The sequence below is a fragment of the Rhizobium sp. NZLR11 genome, assembly GCF_019685115.1.
In the GTDB taxonomy this organism is placed as follows: Bacteria; Pseudomonadota; Alphaproteobacteria; order Rhizobiales; family Rhizobiaceae; genus Rhizobium.
Genome location: NZ_JABDWD010000044.1, coordinates 1 through 17,778, shown reverse-complemented (window position 1 = coordinate 17,778; position 17,778 = coordinate 1). Strand labels below are relative to the sequence as shown.

18 protein-coding genes and 1 pseudogene are annotated in these 17,778 nt (G+C 58.4%); 15 read left to right on the top strand and 4 right to left on the bottom strand.

Annotated elements, in window-relative coordinates; translation table 11 throughout:
• The first annotated feature begins 309 nt into the window (after window positions 1-309).
• The 8 genes and pseudogenes from HJB83_RS33565 to HJB83_RS33535 all read left to right on the top strand — a co-directional run bounded on the left by HJB83_RS33565 (window position 310) and on the right by HJB83_RS33535 (window position 8,562).
• Window positions 310-2,358 (top strand): alkyl/aryl-sulfatase, encoded by a 2,049-nt coding sequence (locus HJB83_RS33565; RefSeq protein WP_259671488.1) that lies wholly within the window; start codon window positions 310-312, stop codon window positions 2,356-2,358.
• A 14-nt stretch (window positions 2,359-2,372) separates the two neighbouring features.
• The gene (locus HJB83_RS33560; RefSeq protein ID WP_221132283.1) at window positions 2,373-2,915 is read left to right on the top strand and encodes a hypothetical protein; all 543 of its coding nucleotides are present in this window, start codon (window positions 2,373-2,375) and stop codon (window positions 2,913-2,915) included.
• Between the two features lie 109 nt (window positions 2,916-3,024).
• A complete protein-coding gene (locus HJB83_RS33555) occupies window positions 3,025-3,783 on the top strand; it encodes a hypothetical protein (RefSeq protein WP_246762759.1) in 759 nt (252 codons plus the stop codon).
• Between the two features lie 18 nt (window positions 3,784-3,801).
• A pseudogene (locus HJB83_RS34515) lies at window positions 3,802-3,923 on the top strand (transporter); the annotation flags it as partial.
• Window positions 3,924-4,005: 82 nt separating this feature from the next.
• Window positions 4,006-5,469 (top strand): lytic transglycosylase F, encoded by a 1,464-nt coding sequence (locus tag HJB83_RS33550; RefSeq protein WP_221117249.1) that lies wholly within the window; start codon window positions 4,006-4,008, stop codon window positions 5,467-5,469.
• A 164-nt stretch (window positions 5,470-5,633) separates the two neighbouring features.
• On the top strand, window positions 5,634-7,514 hold the full coding sequence (locus HJB83_RS33545; protein ID WP_221132282.1) for an ABC transporter substrate binding protein: 1,881 nt from the start codon (window positions 5,634-5,636) through the stop codon (window positions 7,512-7,514).
• A 9-nt stretch (window positions 7,515-7,523) separates the two neighbouring features.
• The gene (locus HJB83_RS33540; protein ID WP_221132281.1) at window positions 7,524-8,135 is read left to right on the top strand and encodes a response regulator transcription factor; all 612 of its coding nucleotides are present in this window, start codon (window positions 7,524-7,526) and stop codon (window positions 8,133-8,135) included.
• A gap of 58 nt (window positions 8,136-8,193) precedes the next feature.
• Window positions 8,194-8,562: a response regulator transcription factor gene (locus tag HJB83_RS33535; RefSeq protein WP_207584140.1), complete on the top strand. Its 369-nt coding sequence runs from the start codon at window positions 8,194-8,196 to the stop codon at window positions 8,560-8,562.
• A gap of 209 nt (window positions 8,563-8,771) precedes the next feature.
• On the opposite strand, the gene HJB83_RS33530 is transcribed toward HJB83_RS33535, so the two are convergent.
• Window positions 8,772-9,707, bottom strand: a complete 936-nt coding sequence (locus HJB83_RS33530) for an MBL fold metallo-hydrolase (protein WP_207584141.1) — start codon at window positions 9,705-9,707, stop codon at window positions 8,772-8,774.
• A gap of 504 nt (window positions 9,708-10,211) precedes the next feature.
• On the opposite strand from HJB83_RS33530, the gene HJB83_RS33525 reads away from it, so the two are divergent.
• Complete coding sequence (locus HJB83_RS33525; RefSeq protein ID WP_221117248.1) at window positions 10,212-10,409, top strand: hypothetical protein; 198 nt, start codon at window positions 10,212-10,214, stop codon at window positions 10,407-10,409.
• Window positions 10,410-10,429: 20 nt separating this feature from the next.
• Here HJB83_RS33525 and HJB83_RS33520 read toward each other — a convergent pair whose 3' ends face one another.
• Window positions 10,430-11,533: a hypothetical protein gene (locus HJB83_RS33520; protein ID WP_221132280.1), complete on the bottom strand. Its 1,104-nt coding sequence runs from the start codon at window positions 11,531-11,533 to the stop codon at window positions 10,430-10,432.
• Between the two features lie 17 nt (window positions 11,534-11,550).
• Between HJB83_RS33520 and HJB83_RS34510 the strand changes: the two genes are divergently transcribed.
• The gene (locus tag HJB83_RS34510; protein ID WP_259671487.1) at window positions 11,551-11,967 is read left to right on the top strand and encodes a hypothetical protein; all 417 of its coding nucleotides are present in this window, start codon (window positions 11,551-11,553) and stop codon (window positions 11,965-11,967) included.
• 46 nt (window positions 11,968-12,013) lie between these two features.
• Here HJB83_RS34510 and HJB83_RS33510 read toward each other — a convergent pair whose 3' ends face one another.
• Window positions 12,014-13,150 (bottom strand): NAD(P)/FAD-dependent oxidoreductase, encoded by a 1,137-nt coding sequence (locus HJB83_RS33510; protein ID WP_221117973.1) that lies wholly within the window; start codon window positions 13,148-13,150, stop codon window positions 12,014-12,016.
• Window positions 13,151-13,289: 139 nt separating this feature from the next.
• Between HJB83_RS33510 and HJB83_RS33505 the strand changes: the two genes are divergently transcribed.
• The gene (locus HJB83_RS33505; protein ID WP_221117978.1) at window positions 13,290-14,330 is read left to right on the top strand and encodes a phosphatidylglycerol lysyltransferase domain-containing protein; all 1,041 of its coding nucleotides are present in this window, start codon (window positions 13,290-13,292) and stop codon (window positions 14,328-14,330) included.
• Window positions 14,331-14,588: 258 nt separating this feature from the next.
• Here the strand turns inward: HJB83_RS33505 and HJB83_RS33500 are convergent, their stop codons facing one another.
• Complete coding sequence (locus tag HJB83_RS33500) at window positions 14,589-14,864, bottom strand: hypothetical protein (RefSeq protein WP_221117975.1); 276 nt, start codon at window positions 14,862-14,864, stop codon at window positions 14,589-14,591.
• A gap of 195 nt (window positions 14,865-15,059) precedes the next feature.
• Here HJB83_RS33500 and HJB83_RS34500 point away from each other — a divergent pair, with 195 nt between their 5' ends.
• From HJB83_RS34500 to HJB83_RS33485, 4 genes are all read left to right on the top strand, one after another.
• Window positions 15,060-15,194, top strand: coding sequence for a hypothetical protein (locus HJB83_RS34500; RefSeq protein ID WP_259671486.1), 135 nt, complete (start codon window positions 15,060-15,062; stop codon window positions 15,192-15,194).
• A gap of 211 nt (window positions 15,195-15,405) precedes the next feature.
• Window positions 15,406-15,717 (top strand): PepSY domain-containing protein, encoded by a 312-nt coding sequence (locus HJB83_RS33495; protein WP_221132279.1) that lies wholly within the window; start codon window positions 15,406-15,408, stop codon window positions 15,715-15,717.
• 20 nt (window positions 15,718-15,737) lie between these two features.
• Entirely contained in the window at window positions 15,738-16,346 is a 609-nt protein-coding gene (locus HJB83_RS33490) for a general stress protein (protein WP_221132278.1), read from the top strand.
• Window positions 16,347-16,463: 117 nt separating this feature from the next.
• Window positions 16,464-17,426, top strand: coding sequence for an SDR family oxidoreductase (locus HJB83_RS33485; protein WP_221132277.1), 963 nt, complete (start codon window positions 16,464-16,466; stop codon window positions 17,424-17,426).
• Window positions 17,427-17,778 lie beyond the last annotated feature (352 nt).

Below are 17,778 nucleotides of genomic sequence, written 5' to 3'. Positions count from 1 at the left end.
AAGGTCGACATACGAAAACAGCGACCCCGTCCGATCATCCCCGCCGCGCATCCAAATTCCCTCGAAATCACTTGCAAGATGGAATCATGTGTCCAGCCCAAAAGCCAGTGGGTTTTTCAGCAGCCTGCTAGGCGCATGTCGGCTCAAAAAAGCACGCCGATCAATCCACATTTGTTGGCCCATGGTCCAACTATACTTCATCAACCCATACACCGAAGATGCCGCCGACGGGAGAGCTACAGAAGCAACAATCCCGCGATTACGAAGTGTGACCTTAGCAATCGGCATCGCGCCGGCGGAGATGAGCAAATGGCACAACAGGATAACTTCGGAATTAGCAGAGCTGATTTTCTAAAAGGGATGGCGACGACGGGCCTGACGGTGGGTCTCGTCGGGCGCTCGTCAGCAGCATCCGCGCAGGATGCCCCACCTGTTTCGCCGAGCGGAAGCGCCGCAAAACCGGCCACCAAGGCGACGACCGAATATAACGCGCTTTATCGCAACGGCCTTCCATTCGATGATGTGGAGGATTTCAAGGACGCCCATCGCGGGCTTTTGGCGGCACTGCCGGACCCGGCGATCATCAACAATGCCGAAGGCGTTCCCGTCTGGGACCTCAGCACCTATTCGTTCCTCGGCACATCCGATCAGGACGATGCGCCCGATACGGTCAATCCGAGCCTCTGGCGCATGGCCAAGCTCAACATGATTCACGGCCTGTTCGAAGTCGTTGACGGCGTCTATCAGGCGCGGGGTTATGACCTTTCGGTGATGAGCATCATCCGCACCGATACCGGCTATATCGTTATCGACCCGCTCGTCAGTTCGGAAACGGCCTCGGCCGTCTGGAAACAACTGGTCATCCCGAAGCTTGGCGACAAGCCGATTGTCGCGGTCATCTACACGCATAGCCATGTGGACCATTATGGTGGTGTGCGTGGGCTGGTGAACCAGGCCGATATCGATGCCGGCAAGGTCAAAATCCTGGCGCCGGAGGATTTCACCGAAGCGGCCGTCGGCGAAAACATCATTGCCGGCAACGCCATGAGCCGGCGCGCAAGTTATATGTACGGCAACCTACTGCCGCGCGGTGCGACCGGCCAGGTCGATGGCGGCCTTGGCAAATCCACCTCTTCAGGCGAAATCGGACTGGCATTGCCGACCGATTGGGCGACGGAAACGGGGCAGAAGATCAACATCGATGGCGTTGAGCTGCAGGTGCTGATGGCGCCGAATTCCGAGGCGCCGTCGGAATTCATGTTCTACATTCCCCGCTACAAGGCATTCTGCGCCGCGGAAGACGCCTGCCATACGCTGCACAATCTCTACACGCTGCGCGGCGCAAAGGTTCGCGACGGGCTCCTCTGGTCGAAATATCTGCAGCAGGCGCTAGACATGTTCGGCGGCGAGACGGAAGTGCTTTTCACCTCGCATCACTGGCCGACCTGGGGCAATGACAAGGTTGTGGCTCATATCGAAAAGCAGCGCGACTTGTTCCGCTTCATCCATGACCAGGTGATGCGCATGGCAAACAGCGGCATGACCCCGAAGGAGATCGGCGAAGTCATTCGCCTGCCGCAGGAGCTGGCGACCACGTGGGCCTGCAGAAGCTATTACGGCACGGTCTATCATGACGCTGTGGCGCAATATAACCTTCGCCTCGGCTTCTTCGACGGCGTTCCGGCCACGCTTCACCAATTGCCGCCGACCGATGCCGGCGCCCGCTATGTCAACTTCATGGGCGGTGCTGACAATGTGCTGCGGCAAGCGAAGGAATCCTTCGACCAGGGCGACTATCGTTGGGTTGCCGAAGTGGTCAATCACGTCGTCTTTGCCGATGCCAACAACATCGCCGCAAAACAGCTCCTCGCCGATACCTACGAGCAGCTCGGCTATCAGGCCGAATCCGGCCCGTGGCGCAACTTCTATCTGACGGGGGCACGCGAGCTTCGCCAAGGCGTTACAGAACTGCCGACGCCGAACACGGCAAGCCCGGATACGATCAAGGCCATGCCGATCGAGATGTTCTTCGACTTCCTCGGAGTGCGGCTGAACGGCGACCGCGCTGCCGGCAAGACCATCAACATCAACATGGAACTGACCGACACGAACCAGAAATATGCGGTCGGCGTTGCCAACGCCGCCATCCACTATTCCAAGGACAAGACGCTTTCGGACGCCGATGTGTCGATCGTCACCACCCGCGAGGCGTTGAACGACGTGATGCTCGGTACTTCGACGATGGAAAAGCAGGTTGTGGAGGGCAAGGCCAAGCTAACTGGCGATCCGAAGAAGCTGGCAGAATTCGTCGGCCTGCTCGACAACTTCGAATTCTGGTTCAACATCGTCACAGCGTGACGGGGGGCTAAGGCATGTGCACCGTATGCTCGCTGACCATCGAGTTCTCCGTCGAGCATCCACTTGCACTTGCGGTGGCTGTAGCAACCCGGCAGGCGATCGACGAGGATCTCCTGCCGGAGCCTCCCATCGGCGAAGTCGACATGGGTCAGTCCCGTCACGCGGCGGTCGTGCTTTTGACGACCCTGCAGCAGCGGCTTGAACAGGTTCTTTCGAGTTCAAAGCTGGCGGCTCTTCCAAACTTCTTCGTCCTGATGATCGAAAGCAGGACGTGGGGCTACTTCCTTCCAACGCCTAGCGGTTTCGACGTTCGGGCCGATCCGCCGGCCCCCCGTGTCGAACCTGACGTGGATGGGATGAGAGACTGCATCGTCATTGTCTCCCAGGAGGGCGCTGCAGCCCTGACCAACGGGCAGCTTACATTTCTGCACTCAGAACAGACCGGCGTCCTGGTGGTCGATGGACCGGATCTATCTGTCGGCAATGTGCGATCGGCCTTTTCGGCAGCTTATCCGGTCGGACGGTTCAGCGAGTTCGTCTGCGCCGAGGTCGCATGAAACTCATTGGCGGCACAGAGCGCCACCAATCACAGTTCAGATGTCGGATCAACAGGCAGCGGAAGGCGAAAGGAAGCCCATGCATCGTTCGATCAAACATTTCCTTGGGATGCTGGCAGCGTCTGTTTTCACTCCGGGGGCTTATGCCGCGGATCTGCTGCCCGTAACGGCGCCGCAGCCCGTTCCCCGAGATCCCGGCCAATGGACGTTTTCGTTTTCGCCCTACTTCTGGGCGGCGGGACTGGACGGCGAGACGCAAGTCTTCGGGCTTCCCACCGTCGATATCCACCAGGACTTCGGCGACATCCTGTCGGACCTCGACTTTGCGTTCATGGCGGCGGGCGATGCCAGATATGACCGGTACAGCATTTTCACCGATCTCAGCTACGTCCGCGTGACGACCAGTTCGGCTTCGCCGCGCGGCGTCGTCGCAGACGAAGTCAGGCTGAAATCGGAGACGTTCACCGCAATGCTGGGTGGTGCCTACACGGTCTACGAGGATCAGAATGCGCGGCTGGACGTTCTCGCGGGTGCTCGCTTCTGGCACGTCGAAACGCGTGTCGGCCTGAGCGGCGGGCTGATCGGCAGCCTGTCGAAGACCGATTCCGCAAACTGGGTCGACGCCATCGTCGGCATCAAGGGTAGCTACTCCTTCACCGACAAGATCTACGCGACCGGCTGGGGAATGATCGGTGCGGGTGGGGCGGACCTCGACTGGGACGTTCTCGCGGGCCTTGGCTACAAGTTCAATGACACCGTTTCCGCCGTGGCCGGCTATCGCGCGCAGGGCGTGGACTACAGCAGCGATGGGTTTTCCTACGACGTCATCCAGCATGGACCGATCATCGGGATGACCGTGAGATTCTGACGTTGGAGTACCTCGCCAAAAAAACTATCCAATCCGATCGCGTCGCTGATAACTACGACTCCGGCTATGGCCCCGACGAGGGCGAGAGAGCCATGGTCAACATCCAGCCTGTCGTTCCGATCGATCTCAACGATGACTGGAAAGCGGCCGACGTCTACCGGACTGATCGGGGGCGTCGGCCCCGCGCTGCTGCCCTGATCAACGCTAACCAAGGTTCGATCCATGCGCCACATCTCCCGAGTGCTTATCTTGGTTGCCTCGATCCTTCTCGGCGTTCATCCGTTAGTCTTCGCCGCCGAAAGCGCCGCATTGACGATGGCTGCAATCCTCCCGAAGCCGCATACCGGCGATCTCGACGCGATGACGAAGCTGCGGCTGATCCGTATTCTCGTTCCCTACAGCAAGACGATTTATTTCCTCGACAAAGGCCGCCAGTTCGGAACGGCCGTCGAGTTTGGTACCGCGCTCGAGACAGCACTAAACGAGGGAAAGAAGAAAGAGATCGAGCGCATGCGGATCGCCTTCATTCCGACGCCGCGCGACCGGCTGATCCCTGCTCTCAACGAAGGGCTGGGCGATATCATCATGGCGAACATGACGATCACGCCCAAGCGACTGGAGCAGGTCGATTTCAGTGCACCGATCTACGAGCACGCAAGCGAAGTTTTAGTTACGGGACCGTCAGCCCCAGCAATCGCAAGTCTCGACGACTTATCCGGCAAGGAGATCTCCGTCCGGGAGACCAGCAGCTACGACGAGCATCTTCTTGCTCTGAACGAGCGCATGAAGGCGGAGGGCCGGCCCGAAGTCCAAATGAAGGTCATCGACGAAAACCTCGAGGACGAGGACCTCATGGAGATGGTCAATGCAGGACTACTGCCCTGGACGATCGTCGACCAATACAAGGCCGACATTTGGACGAAGGTGTTCACCGATCTCAAGGTGCGTTCGGATATCGCGATCTCGACCGACGGTCATATCGCTTGGGCGATCCGCAAGGACAGCCCGCAACTGAAGGCAGTGCTCGACAAGTTTGCTGGCGAGCACGAGGTCGGCACAACATTCGGCAACATGCTGCGCAACAAGTATTTCAAGAGCGACAAGATCCTCAAGCAGGCCTATTCCCCCGAGGATGTCGCGCGCTTCAAGACGCTCGTCGACATATTCCGGGTCCATGCTGGGGAATACTCGTTCGACTACCTCATGCTGATGGCACAGGGCTATCAGGAATCGCAGCTCGACCAGAAGCGACGTAGCCCGCGCGGCGCTGTCGGGGTTATGCAACTGCTTCCGGCAACCGCCGCCGGAAAGGAGGTCGGCATCACAGGCATTGCCAAGAGCGAGGATCGGAACGTCGAAGCGGGCGCGAAATATCTGCGCCACCTTATCGACGTCTACATCGACGATCCGGGCATCTCGCCGCGCGATCGCCAGCTCATGGCGTTTGCGGCCTATAATGCCGGACCGGGCAACCTCAGGAAATTTCGCAAGAAGGCCGCCGAGCTCGGCCTCAGCTCGGATGTATGGTTCGGAAACGTCGAGAATGGTGCTGCTGCGATCGTTGGCCGGGAAACGGTGCAGTATGTCGGCAACATCTTCAAATACTACATCGCCTACAGCCTCCTGGAGGAAGAGACATCCGGCCGCAAGACGTCAGCAAAGACCGCACCGCAATCGCAAAACTGACGTCTAGGTCGGATCGTCCAGATGACAAGATTGCAAACTGCACCACCGCTCAATTCCGGCGCGCGAGAGGTTGCCCGCCCGTGGGAACCTCCCTATTTTAGTACGCTTGAATATTGACTCCACGTTGCATCGCGGATGCGACAAGTTTCAGGTGGTCGCAAGCGGTGGGTTCGAATCGTGCAAAGAGCGTGAAATATCAGGCGATAGGTCTGGCCTGCGCCCTTTTCCTTGCTGTTTCGCTTACTGCATTCGTCGCGAAACAGGCGGTCGCGCAAGTCGGCCCGCATCCCGTCAGCCGAGTCCTGCTCATCTACGAAAACGAAAGCACTCTGACAGCCGCTGTTGAGGTGGCGCAGGGCCTTCGTGCAAGCATGTCAAAGGCCATGCCGGCCGATATGGAAATCTACAGCGAGTACCTCGACACCGTACGTTTCCCTTCCCCCGCCAACGTCGCCCGCCTTACGGATTATTTGACTTCGAAATACCAGGGAATGACGTTCGATGTCATCCTGACGATTGGACCGGGAGCGTTGAAATTCGCGCTTGATCATCGCACCGCAATCGGAGGCGGCGCGCCGATCGTGTTTGGAGCCGTGACTGACAATTCGATCCGCAACAATAATTTACCCGCCGATGTGAAAGGCGTCGTCAGCCACTTTGATGTGGGCAAGACGATCGGCCTTGCCCTCACGTTGCAGCCCGATACAAAGCAGATCGTCGTCGTCACCGGCTCGTCGGCCTTCGACAAAAGTTGGCAAGTCTCTGCGCGTGCTACCCTGCGCGACGCCTATTCGGGTGTTCCAGTGACTTATCTTTCGAACTTGCCGATCGAAGGTTTCATGGATGCTGCGCGCAATGCAGCGGACCAGACGATCTTTCTCGTCCTGACGATTTTTGAGGACGCCGACGGCAGAAAATTCATTCCACGCGATGCTGCGGGGAAGATTGCTGCCGTCGCTCGGGTGCCGGTCTATTCGGTCTACAGTTCATATTTCGGCGCCGGGGCCACGGCTGGCTACGTGGGGACTTTCCAGGCGGTCGGGGAGCAGATGGGCTCACTTGCGGCAAGGGTGCTTAAAGGCGATCTCAATGCATCGCAGACGAGCTTCGTCGGGGATGGCCCGCTGGTGGACTGGCTGCAGGTCCGTCATTTCGGTATCGACCCGGAGCGCATTCCGCGGAATGCTGAAATCGTGAACTTTCAGCCGTCCGTCTGGGAACGATACCGCCCCCAGATATTAGCCATTCTCGCTGTCATTGTTCTACAAACCGCTACGATTGTGGCGCTGTTCTTCGAGCGCCGACGCAAGGTCCGGCTTCAGGCGGAGCTTAACCTCGAACGCCTTGAACTAGCCTACATCTCGCGAACGGCCCAGCTCGGGGAACTGTCCGGCGCGCTTGCGCACGAACTGAACCAACCTTTGACGTCCATTCTTGCTAATGCAGAGTCAGGGCGAAGACTTCTCGATAGTGATCCCTTGGACAGTGGCGAACTGCGGGAGATCCTCGGCGACATCGTTCTCGACAACAGGCGTGCCTCGACCGTGATTATTCAGTTGCGCCGCCTGATGATCCGAGGCGAGACCAGCCTCGCGTCGATGGATCTCAATCACGCGGCGACCACGACGCTTGCCCTTTTACGCAGTGAGCTTCTGGCACGGCAGACCCAAGTCGATCTGGCGCTCGATCTGCCGGATGTCCGTATCCAGGGAAATCTGCCGCAATTGCAGCAAGTCATTCTCAATTTGGTGCTGAATGCTGCAGATGCAATGCGGCATCTGCCGCCGGCTAAACGCATAATTGCAATCGAGACAAGAAAACGCGAGAATGGAACACTTGAGCTTACTGTAACCGATCTGGGCGTCGGCATCGCCCCGGAACGGGTCGCGGATTTGTTTAAGCCGTTCGTCAGCACGAAGAAGGCGAGCCTCGGCCTCGGCTTGGCGATCTGCAAGTCGATCGTACAGGCTCACGGAGGAAACCTGCGCTTTGACGATAGCGTTCGGCAAGGCGCTCGTGTGATACTCACTTTACCGGCTGCATAGGGGGATATGATGAGCAATTCATCTGCGACCATTCATATCGTGGACGACGACGTCGGAATACTGAGAGCACTGAAACGACTTCTCACTATAGCTGGCCATAACGTCGAAACGCACCTGTGCGCAGAGGACTTTCTCGCAAAACATGACCCCGACAAACCTGGTTGCGCGATTGTCGATCTTGGCTTGCCGGGATTGGATGGCTTCGGGCTCCAGGACAGTCTGGTGATAGACCACGTAGAGCGGCCGATTATCTTTTTGACAGGCAATGGCAACATTCCCGCGAGTGTTCGCGCGATGAAAGCGGGGGCCGTCGACTTTCTGACCAAGCCCGTCGAACCAAACTGCCTGCTATCGGCTGTCTCGCAAGCGATCGAAAGGGATGCGGCCGCACGACAGATCGGACAAGAACGAAGGATTGCTGAGCACCGCTTCGCCACACTGACACGGCGCGAGCGGGAGGTGTTTGTGTGGGTTGTTGCTGGCCGGCTGAACAAGCAGATCGCGGCTGAACTTGGCACCGTCGAAAAAACCGTCAAGGTTCATCGCGGCCGTATGATGGAGAAAATGGGCGTCCGTAATGTTGCCGATCTCGTGCGCCTTGGAGCAACCCTCCATCATTAACGCAAACATTGGACACAAGGCCAATTCACTGCCCGCATTCTTTCTGTAATATGGTGTCATGGATACGCCGGGACCCAAGGTCGCGATTGTGGATGACGATGAGGTTGTTCGTCGCGCGCTGCGGCGAATGATAGCTTCGCTTGCCTATTCTCCGATCGAGTTCGGGTCCGGCGAAGCGTTCCTTGCTGAACTTCCAAATACGAAGTTTGCTTGCGCTCTAATCGACATGTATATGCCCGGCCTCAACGGAATCGACATTGTAGGAAGGATGCGGTCCGAAGGACGAGACATCCCTTCTATCATCATAACAGGCGGCGATGAGCCGAAGTTGGAAGCGCGCTGCTTCAAGGCAGGAGCCGCAGGATATATGGTCAAACCGATCGAACGTGACGCCATCGGCGAAGCAATACGGACATTGCTGCAATAAAGAACTTCCACAGATCCAGAGGGATTGAGCCGAGATTTTGTCGTCGTTCTTCGCGACCGCGACATCCAGTCTAATTAATGCATGTCGTTATTCCGGAACGGTGCAGCGGTTCCGGGGATATCGACATGCATAAAAACAACAGACTAACGCGCGTCACACGAATCAAATCGGATGCGACGCGCTTTAGTGCGGGCCTAACCCGATTCCGGTCAGTAGTCCCAGAAGGCCGGCACCCAACGAAAGGCGTCGCCGTCGACCGCCACCCTGCCAACGGACGGGAACGGCAGGTGAGTGGCCACCAGTTGCTCGCCGGTCTCCGCCAGTTCCCGCAAAAGACGGACCCGAACGCGAGCCGCCTCCTCGGGGTCGTGTTCGAAGCCGTTGTACCAGTCGGGGTGTTCAAACCCGACCGCGAACACGGCGTCGCCGGCAAACATCAGCCGTTCGCTGCCGGACGCCAGGCGGACCACGCTGTGCCCGGGGGTGTGGCCGCCGGTGCGATGAACGACCACGCCCGGCGCCACCTCGTACTCCTCATCGAACAGCCGCAAATGGCTGCGGTACTCTTTCGCGAACCGCTTTGCGGCCGCCCGAAGCGCGTCCGGGAACCCCGCCGGCATGGAGACCCGGGAGAAATCGGGCGCCTCCCAGAACTTGACCTCGGCCGCCGCCACGTGGATCCGCAGGTCGGGGCGCAGCTGGTCCTTCACCCCGTCGACGAGTAGCCCGCCAATGTGGTCCATGTGCATGTGGGTCAGCACCACGTCGGTCACCGACGCGAGATCGATGCCGGCGGCCTCCAGTCGCTTGATCAGCTGCCCGGCCCGCGGCAAGTGCAAGTCCGGGTCGACCCCCAGCCCGGCGTCGAGGAGGATGGTCTGGTCGCCGCTGCGCACCACGACCACGTTCAGCGCCCAGTCGAAAGCGTCCGGCGGCAGGAACATGTCTTTCAGCCAGGCCGCTCGGGCGGCCGGATCGGCGTTGTGTCCCAGCATCGCAGTTGGCAGCGGTAACACTCCATCGCTGACCACCAGCACCTCAATCTCGCCGATCCGCACCGCGTAGCGCGACGGAACCAACTCGTCGGGCCGAGGTCTGCCAGAGTGTGCGGTGTTTTCCAGGCTCATCTTTGTCTCAAGGTTCATGTTCGTCTCCTTCTGACCGCCGCCTTAGACACGGCACCGACGACGCTACATGGAGGCGTGTTTGCGATCGATTGGGTCGAGGAATAAGGGCGAGTGGGGCCGAGGGACAGGGCGAGCTATACCACGGCATAGGTGCAGGCCTCGCTTTTTACTGCCGGCGGCGTGCTGATGAGCGCGCGGTCGATTAGATCAACGAATGCGGCAAGCCTGCTGAATGGGCTCGCCACAAATGTCATTTTTGCCATCGGCGGGCATTGAATCGGAAGGATTATTTTTCGGCCCCATCGCAAAAGAGCTGCTTCTTGTCCCGTTAAAAATGTCAGACCACAGGCGAGCTGCCACATGGCCGTAAAAAAACCCGCCGAGGCGGGTTTGTGGGAGATTTCGATATGATGCTCAGGTGGTGGAGTGTCCGAGTGGCGGCTAGCTCGGCGGCAAAATAACGAGTTGACGCCGCTTCATTTTGCGAACGACCATAAGCTTCACAACGGAAAGGACCTTTGAATGTTTGAGAAGCTTGATGCCACTGAGCTGCAGCGCCGCGAGGATGAGATTTTCTTCAAATTCATGGAACGGAAATGGGCGCTGGACGCCGTCGGCGTTCCGCCGACTCATGATAAATTGTTCTGCCTCCTCAAATGGCAGTTGGACGAAATTGAAGCGGCGAAAGCAAACTTGGAGGAGGCGACGGCCGCGGCCTGATGCGGCGAGTCCTTGCGGCATCACTGGCGAAAAATGTCAGCTTTGCGATAGATTCGCTCGAACCCGCCGAAATCATAGACAGGCGTGACGCCGGAGACGCGCTTCTCGGTTTTCGCGTAGTGCTCTTTTCCGCGGGCCAGCTTCCGGAAGGTGATGTGGTCCTTCAGGAACGCCCTGACGGACTCCTCCGAGTACGCGGTTACCGTGAGGCCGTTGCCGCTTCGGTACTGGATGGTCTCGAACACGCCAGCGCTCGCAAGGCGAATAACGGTGTCCGCCAAGGCCACCAGGCGCGTCGTCAAGAAATTCGTGGCTACGTAACCCGCAGGAGTGCCGACACCGGCGACTGCCTTGACGGCATCGACGTCCACGAGGAGATGCTCGAGCGTTGTCGACTTGCCGTCAGGCTTCGAAATGCTGAAAGGAATCTTTCCCTCCAGAATTCCATGAAGCTGGTTGACGAACGACATGAACGGAACGCAGTTTTTCAGAGGCACCATTCCCGGTGCGTCACCCGTTGTCGCCAAACTGTCGAGGCGCGCAACCAGACCTTCGATCTCTGCGCGCGAGAACAGATTTTTCAAGTCGTGATCCGACTTCTCGGTCGCCGCGGAAATGATGCCCGCATTGACGAGCTGTCGGACGACCTGAGGAGAGGCATCGAGACGTTCGCGAACGAATGCCATCGGCACGCTGTCCTTCCAGTTCGCGATGACGCCTTCCATCGTTTCAACCTCGATCGAGACCTTGATGTCACGAACCGACGTCGCGTCACCATTGAGCAGACCTGCGGCGTTTAGAAGCTTGCGCATTGTGGCAGGATGGATTCCGTACGTGGTGAAGGCACTACGCACGCTGTGGAACTTGCGAACCCCACCATGGCCGAGGAAGTTGTTCTCCGGACCCAGCGGATGGACGCTAAAGGCATGGTCGCGAACGAAGTTGACGAGGGTCCCGAACCCCGGCGGCTCCGCGTTTTCGTGCAGGAAATCGTAGAGCTCGCCGTAGAGCTTGCTTCCCACCGATTTATCGTCGGCGCCCTGATGGCGCTCGTCGAGTTTTTCAAGGAAATCTCGAAGACCGAGATATCCCTCTGAAAGCAGACCGAAGCCCGCTTTCGCCACGGCCCGGAGTTCCTCGGTTGGGCGAAGACGTAGTTCTGCTGTTCAGTGGCATGACTGGTGACATGCTGCCGCCGGGGATGAAGCGGCTGACGCGGATCGAGGACGAGAATGCGCGACTGAAGCCGTCTGGTTCCTTTCGGACAGAGGATATTCTGCTGTCAGATCAGCAGCCGGACCAAGGCATCCTCCTGTCGATCCATGTCAGACATCGCTTCTTAGGAGAACAAGGGCGGCTATCCCTGCAGACGGTCGGTATAATGGATTGGCATAGAAGCGAAGATTTCGCCCCTCTCATGCTTGTGATGAGCGCGGCAGTAAAAATGCCTGGATGCCATCCAGGGCAATCTAGTTCTGTCTCTTGGATTACCCACAATGCGGCCCCAATCTATGAAGACACCGTTGGCGAGACACAACGGGTAATACGGTTGCGTTGACAATGAAGGACTCATGTCCTTGTGGCATTTCCTCCATAGTGCCGCATTATCGCTTCGTGATAGCTCGGGCCAGTGCCTTCGCCTCTCTGCTCGCACTATAGAAGTAGCTCACCAGCCCTGGGGTCATTCCCGCAAACCAGAATCCGGCTATTCCACTGTCAGCACCGTTCTTGCCGATTAGAGGATTTCCTCGTTCATCGAGAACATCGAGGTCCGACAACATCTTCTTTAGGCCCGATGAGTATCCGGTTGCTGTAATCAAGTAGTCTGGCTCGGCCATTCCGCCATCGGCGAATAGCACCTTTCCGCCGGCAATGCGCACGACCTCGCCGACAATTTCCGTCCGACCATCCTTTAACGATTGGATCGCTCCGTCATCAACGGGAATGGCAACGTGCTCACGACGGAGCCTTGTCGCCGCACCAACGGCAGGCTCTGGCAGACCGAGCTTCCGTATGTCGCCGAATGCGAGCCGCTCCGTGATCTTGATAGCGAGATCGGAAGCCGAAGAAGGCAGCAGGTCCATCAACGGCGAGAGCCGATGAACTGCAATTCCCTTGAGCCGCTTGGGAAGGATGGCCGAACCTGAGCGCACCGACAGCCATATCTGGGCGGTTGGAACGCGGCAAAGGTGATTGACGACGTCGAACCCCGAGTTTCCGCCTCCGACTACGAGGACGCGCTTGCCACGATATTGTTTTGCATCGCCAAAAGCTGCGGCGTGCAAGCGTATCCCACTGAAAGTCTCACTGCCTTGAATGGCTGGCTCGACAGGCTCTCTATCTCTCCCAGTGGCAACGATAACGTTCGCCGCCTTGATAATGTCTCCGCTCACACTGATTTCGAAATTTCCATCAGACTGCCGTATCGAAGTGACATCCGCGCCGTAGTTTATTCTAAACGCGTGATGGCGGGCAAAATCGTCAAGATGACGTACCACGTCATCCCGCTTGGGGAAGGCGGGCGTCATCGGAGGAAATTTCAATCCAGGCAAATGCGAGACGCTGCGATGTGTGTTCAATGTGAGTTGAGGGTGGCGAGCACGCCAAGAACTTCCCAAGGCTTCGCCGCGATCCAATAGCAACGCGTTAACCCCCCGCTGCTTCAGGTGATACGCCACCGCAAGACCTGCCAGGCCCGCACCGACGATGACTGCCCGCTCGATCTGCGACAATGATTCCATGTGGCGACCATGGGCAAAGTCGGGTGTCCTGGCAACACCTACCCGAAGGCTATACAAAAGAGCGGGCTAATATTCGCTTTCCGTTAGATAACGAATCGAAAATATGAGCATGTAGTTGCTCAACCTGCCGGGGATAGACGTGCCGAACATCCGACGACTCTTCGACGAGATTATGGATCGTCGCCTGACAGCCATCCCGAACACCAGTGTTTCTGCTGATAAGAGGCTGGAACTGTGCCGCAAGCACGGAGATTTCGCGGTCGCCTACTCTACTGCCGTCCAGCGTGATCTCAAGCATTTCGGGGACGAGCAGGGCTATCTCGCGTATGCCACGAAGATGGGGCATACCTTCGTTCTTGGCGACCCCGTTGCGTGCAAACAGGATCGTGAGCGATATATCAGAGACTTCGTTTCCGCCGCTGCGAACCCATGTTTTGTGCAGATCGGCAGGGAAACGGCAACCGTCCTGGCGGAGCTCGGATACCGGGTGAACCATATGGGTGTCGATACCCACCTTTCGTTTGATACCCATAGTTTTGCTGGAAAGAAGAATGAAACGGTCCGTTATTCGGAGCGCTGGTTGATCAAACAGGGTTATGCGATCATCGAATGCGACGGGACCAGAACGCAGGCGGATCAGATCAAAGCGGTCTCGGACAACTGGCGTGCAGGACGGATAGTCAGCCGGCGGGAAATGCGCTTCCTGAACCGACCCTTCTTCCCGGAACTGTCGCCTCATATGCGCCGCTTCGTCATATTGGACCCGAAGGGCGCTCCCATTGCCCTCCTCGATTTCGATCCAATCTTTGAAGGTGGTGTCGTAAAGGGCTACACAGCGGCGTTCAAACGCAAGCTGGCGGGGACAACGCCTCATGCGGAGGTCGGTCTCACCAAGTTCGCCGCAGACCGCTTTCGAGAGGAGGGTCACGCACGCGTGACGCTAGGCTTGTCGCCACTTGCCGCCATTGCTGAAAGCGGATTTTCAGAGAGCCGCTTCTGGCGGGCGCTTTTCGAACGAGCGTTCCGCTCTGACAGGGTCAATACGCATATCTTTAATCTTCGGGGCCAAGCGGCTTTCAAGCGGCGATTTCACGGGGAGGAGGTGCCAACTTACATCGCCTTCAAGAGGAGGACTCCGATGGAGATGGTCGCCCTGCTTCGCCTTCTAAAGACGCTCTGAAGTCCGCTCGGCGTTTCTATCACGGGCAGTTAGCCAAGTGCGACCACGGGTGGGATTGCTCTTTAACACCGATTCCAAGGAAGAAGTTCGTTGCGAGTGGGACTGTCGCGATGCTTGGCGATGATGCCTTTCAACCCATTGGAACGGGCGTTCGCCAATAATTCGTCGCCATCACCCTGGACTGCCTCGGAGAGCTGGATCGCGCGTCGACAAGGTTCCGTCCCTCGGGATGTGTAGCCAACTCGGTCTTCGACGCAGTCATGGCGTCGGCCTCCGGTCGAGCTTCTTCAGGGCGTCGACGATATTCCGATAGCGGACTGCGGGAAGTTGCGGCGGATGGCCAAGCTGCGGAATGGACTCGACGGCGTATCGGTCGGACGCCCAGGAGGCGAGGATGGACCGCTTCTCGCGCGCGTCGAGCAAGTCGCATCTGAGTATGTCTTCAGGATGCGCGAGGTGATCATGGAGGATGTGGGTCGCGGATATCACGTCGTCCAGCGGGTCGTGCGTAAACTCTCTTTCGTTTGGGGCCATTGTTCGATCTCCAGAAACCTATCGGCCGTGCGGCATTCGCGTGCAGCCCTCCGGAATGATCTGTTATCGCGATTTTTCGGTTTCAAGAAAGCGTCGACAAAATATTGGCTCTCTCGACCGCGAAGATCCAGAAGCCTCTTGAAGCTGTCGAAAAGGCAATCTTCCTCGACATGGCGAGGGCTCTCGACAGAAGCGATGGTCGAACGCAATCGGAAGTTCGCGCAGTTCTCGAAAAGCATGGGGGAAGCAATCTGCGTCAACGCCGGCGAGCTTGCGCGCGACGAGGCCAAGACCGCCGCGCACGTGGTCCAGCCAGTTCGAGACCCATGATCCGCCCGCGGTCCACTAGGGCCGAGGGAGCCGCCACCTTACCGGCTCGATGCGCTTGATCGTAACCGTCCATCCGTGTGGCGACTTGTGAAGGTCGCGTCTCGCGATAGCGCTCCGACTGCCGTTTCCAAGGGCAAACCATTGCAAATATATCCCTGGAACCTCTGGCTTTTCGGCGTGTTTCCATTCCACTCAACTGGAGAAAACACCAATGAAGAAAATCGTCATCCTCTCTGCCGGCCTGCTTCTCGCTGCCTCCGGCGCATTCGCCCAGAGTGAAAAGCCGACGACGTCGCAGACGACCCCGGCGGTCAAAACCGAGCCCAATCCCGCTGCCCCGGTCGCGGGCAAGAACAGCTTCACGGAAGCGCAGGCGAAGTCCCGCATCGAAGAGGCCGGCTACGTGGACGTGGCCGGACTGAAGCTCGACGATCAGGGCATCTGGCGCGCGACGGCGTCGAAGGACGGCAAGCCGGCGAATGTCTCCCTGGACTTCCAAGGCAACGTAACGCTCGGCAAGTAAAAACAACGGAGGAAATCTCAATGAGAACGATCACAGGACTTTACGATAGCTACGACGACGCGAAGGCAGCCGTGAACGCGCTGGAAGATGCTGGCGTGTCCTCGGATGACATCAGCATCGTCACCAACAAGGCAAACAGCGTTGACGTCGAAGGGCAGGGAACCCGTGCCGCTGAAGGTGCCGGGACTGGCGCTGGTGTCGGTGCCCTGGCCGGTGGGGCTGGCGGCCTTCTGACTGGTCTTGGCATGTTGGCGATCCCAGGCGTCGGCCCGGTCGTGGCGGCAGGCTGGCTTGTTGCCACGGCGGCCGGTGCAGTCGCAGGCGCGGTTGCCGGCGGCGCAGTCGGTGGCATCGTCGGTGCCATGGTGGAATCCGGCGTACCGGAAGAAGACGCCAACTTCTATGCTGAAGGCATCCGACGTGGTGGTTCGGTCGTAACCGCTCGGGTCGACGAAAGCCGGGTTGCTTCGGCTGAAGCAATCCTCAACAGGTCGCCGCGTGTCGACGTCGCAGCACGGCGGGCGAGCTACGCCGAGCAGGGCTGGACGCGTTTCGACGAAACGGCCGACCCGTATACGGAGGCGCAGATTGCCGCGGAACGCGACCGGTATCGCCTGAACCGTCTTTAAGTCGCTTCGAACTCAGTTATCGGAAAGCCTCGCATAGCTGCGGGGCTTTTTGCTGACTTCTGCTGGGACCTTTTGAGACCTTTGGCGTTGTCCTCTCAAAATCGAGAGGAGATCAAGATGTCATCGAAAGCCACCGCCGCAAAGCAGCGCGAGATCCAGCAACAGGTCGACAATGCCGACGAGAAGGCGAAGTCGAAGCCGAAGCCGTCCGGCGCTATGCAGGCAGGCGCGCGCCGCTATCCCGAACCGCCTTTTCCTGAGGTTCACCAGGCCAAGCCCGGCTCCGAAGCGGACCTTCCGCTCGCGCCCATGTACGACGCGCCTTTCTACAAGGGCTCGGAAAAGCTGAAGGACAAGGTCGCCATCATAACGGGCGGAGATTCGGGCATCGGCCGTTCGGTGGCGATCCTGTTCGCACGAGAAGGCGCCGACGTCGCGATCGTTCATCTCGACGAGGATCGAGATGCCGCGGATACCAAGGCGGCCGTCGAGAAGGAAGGCCGCAAGTGCCTTGTTATAAAAGGTGATGTCAAGGATGCGAAGTTCTGCCGGAATGCCGTCGCAAAGACAGTCAGGCACTTCTCCCGGCTCGACATCCTCGTCAACAATGCCGCCTTTCAGGTTCACTCCGCCGAAATCGAAGACCTGACCGAAGAACATTTCGACGAGACGTTGAAGACCAACCTCTATGGCTATTTCTACATGGCGAAAGCTGCGATCCCGCATTTGACGAACGGCTCGGTGATCATCAACACCGGGTCGGTCACGGGCTTGGAAGGCTCCAAGGAGCTGCTCGACTATTCAATGACGAAAGGCGGCATTCATGCCTTCACCAAGGCGTTGTCCAGCCAGCTCGTGCCGAAGGGCATCCGCGTCAATGCCGTCGCGCCAGGACCGGTCTGGACGCCTCTCAATCCTTCTGACAAGCAGGCCGAGGACGTCGCGAAGTTCGGCAGCCAGACGCCGATGAAGAGGGCAGCCCAGCCCGAGGAAATTGCTCCGGCCTACGTGTTTCTCGCGTCACCCCAGATGTCGAGCTACATCACTGGTGAAATCCTGCCGATCGTCGGCGGCTACTGAGGCTGGCGCGATGGGAAGGTTCCATTGCCATGCGCTCCGGGACGAAACCAAGGAGACGGCCGAAATCCAAGCTCAGGTGGCGATTGAGAGCCATGGCCATTAGCCCTGCGCCGAGTTGCTTGGGAGCGGGCCTAGCGCATCCAAGCCTCAAACTCCCCTTTGCGATTAGAGTTCCCAATATGATCATTTTTTTCGAGAAGCGTAGATAGCAGCCGCAGCCAAGGCGGTCCGCCGTCGAAAAAAGCCCCGCATTCGCGCGGGGCTCTAGTTGGACAAACACGGACGTGCGACGTAGCAAGCACATCCATGTATTCGCAACCCGGAAAATAAAGAAAAGTTCCAACGCAAGCAT